The 2,274-nt window shown below is 32.5% G+C and carries 2 protein-coding genes; both read right to left on the bottom strand.

Annotated features, from left to right (window positions below):
* Positions 1-49: 49 nt before the first annotated feature.
* On the bottom strand, positions 50-436 hold the full coding sequence (locus tag WBF61_RS09045) for a VOC family protein (protein ID WP_424255825.1): 387 nt from the start codon (positions 434-436) through the stop codon (positions 50-52).
* 158 nt (positions 437-594) lie between these two features.
* Entirely contained in the window at positions 595-1,929 is a 1,335-nt protein-coding gene (locus tag WBF61_RS09040; protein ID WP_424255823.1) for an ISL3 family transposase, read from the bottom strand.
* Positions 1,930-2,274: the final 345 nt, after the last annotated feature.

The following is a 2,274-nucleotide window of genomic DNA, read 5'->3' as shown; positions in this document are numbered from 1 at the left end:
TGCTAGTTACTTAGTTATAAAGAAAGCCATACTTATTACAATCAACGCATTAACACGTTAGTTCAATTCTATTGCCATCAGGATCCGCTACAACACTTTCAAAATAGCCATCCCCTGTCGTTCTCGGCTCGCCTATAATACGATAGCCATCCTCTCTCAACGAGTTGGTCAACCTTATCACCTCAGATTCTTTTCCAACACTCATTGCTAAGTGGCAATAACCCATTTGTTCTTTGTCTAATTGTTTAATCGGTAAGATCTCCTCTTTATTCATAATTTCTAATCGGGCACCTTCTTTAAAGGTTAAAAAGTAGGAAGTAAAACCAGTCTTTTTATTTTTATATAAGTCAGTAGAAATTGCCCCAAAGTAAGCAATATAAAATTGTTTTAATCTTTCAATATCTGGTGACCAAATTGCGATATGTTCTATTCTCATAATCATTTCTCTTTCATGCTTCATATGGACATACTATTCTTATCTAGTATAGCTAAAACAGCTAGGAAGGTCTATTCTTGTGGTTCTACGTCAACTAACGTTGGTGAAAAATAATAATCTTTAACTTATCCTATTTTCAACCTGTTTTGTAGCTGGCATTAAGCGGCTGCGGAGCAGGTATTTTTTTGTCTTTCGTCCTCATTCTTTTTAACCTTCGGTTTCATATTAAAATGTAAAATAATCCGACTCTTGTAGTTTGAAAAATTTCTATATCCATAAGCAACACGATTTAGTACTTTAATTTTATTATTGATGCCTTCTATTTTTCCATTAGAATAAGGGTATGAAAAGGTGTTTTTTATATAAGGTAGGTGTTTCTTTAATGTTTTTATGCTAGTTTTCATATAAGATGAAATGTTTTTATCTATCTTCTTATTTAAGATTTCAGTTAGTTTATCATAATTATTTTCTTCAACAGCTTTTATAATTGATTGGTAGATTGAGTAGGTAGTGCTTAAATTTAAATCATAGTCCAACATTTCAGACACAATAGCAGCCTCTAGTCGCTGTCCAAACATGGAATAGTAAGAATAATTAGTATAAGATAAATTGCTCTCTTTTTTTAAAATTTTCTTCCAGTAACGCTTTAAACGACGGTATTTTTTTTGCTCTTCTCCATTTGAAGTATTCAATCGATTCATTACGTTGACTCTTGTTTTATTCATAGAGCGGTTGATTAATTGAACAATGTGAAACCGATCAATAATAATCTTTGCTTTTGGAAAAAGAACAGGAATAAAACCTGTGTAACTAGCATTCATATCTACTGTGACAGTCTGAACCTTTTTTCGATCACGTAAGCTGTAGTGAGATATAAAGTGGCTTTTTACCGTTCTTCCGTCTCTAGAGGGCAAAATATCTAGAATATCCCCAGCTTTTGCGTCAATGTATTCAAAGGCCAATTGGCCCTTAGCGTACTTAAATTCATCAAATGATAAATGTGCCGGAAGAATTCGATCATATGATTGATAGTTTTTAGCTTCTTTATTGATTATACGTTGAACTGTTGCTTCTGAAACACTGCTGTCTCTAGCAATATTCTTAATAGACTGAGCCTCTGTTGTTTTAAATAAGACTAGACTATTGACTGTATTTGCAATAAAACAATGGTCTTTAACGATGGGAGTTTTAGCTGTAAAGGTTGCTCTGCATGATTTACACATAAATCTTTGTTTTTTTAATAAAAGATAAGTTGGATAAATTCCAGACATTGGTAGTGTGATACGAGATAATTGAGTTCCATTTCGATAGAGTGAATAACTTTCATTTTGTGCTTGGCATTTAGCACACGCCTTCGGTGTGTATGTTAGTTTTCCTTCAATAAATTTACATCTTTTTCCTTTATATAGACCATAATTCACACAATTATCCTTAAATTCAATATTTCCATCTTGAATATCTAATACTTTTAGCATATCATTTGAAGTAGGCAAGTGAGTTCCTCCTAGTGGTAAGTTTTCGTCGACTATCATTTTACAGGAGAACTCACTTGTTTTCTATTTATATGAGATATAAAAGAAAAATAGCGTTAGTGAGTTTTTTACTCACCAACGATATTTATTGTACAAACATTCTTGTTCATTCGTTCGTTTTAAAAAAAGTTGCAAAAAAAAGATTAAGACAGTTGTCTTAATCTTTTTTAAGTTTATTCTTTAAGCTACTGGAGGTGTTCCTTCAGCATTTGCTACAACTGCATCAATTTGAATTAAAGCTTCTCCAGTTAAATCAGATACACCTACTACAGTACGTGCAGGAGTTCCTTCTGGGAAGAATGCTTT

Origin of the sequence: Carnobacterium sp., assembly GCF_049673005.1 — a bacterium.
Classification (GTDB): domain Bacteria; phylum Bacillota; class Bacilli; order Lactobacillales; family Carnobacteriaceae; genus Carnobacterium_A.
The sequence above is the reverse complement of the archived record's forward strand: the minus strand, read 5'-3'. Positions and strand labels throughout refer to the sequence as shown.

Coding starts and splice junctions, on each gene's coding strand:
- WBF61_RS09045 (WP_424255825.1), bottom strand. CDS start 436: ATGAGAATAGAACATATCGCAATTTGGTCACCAGATATTGAAAGATTA.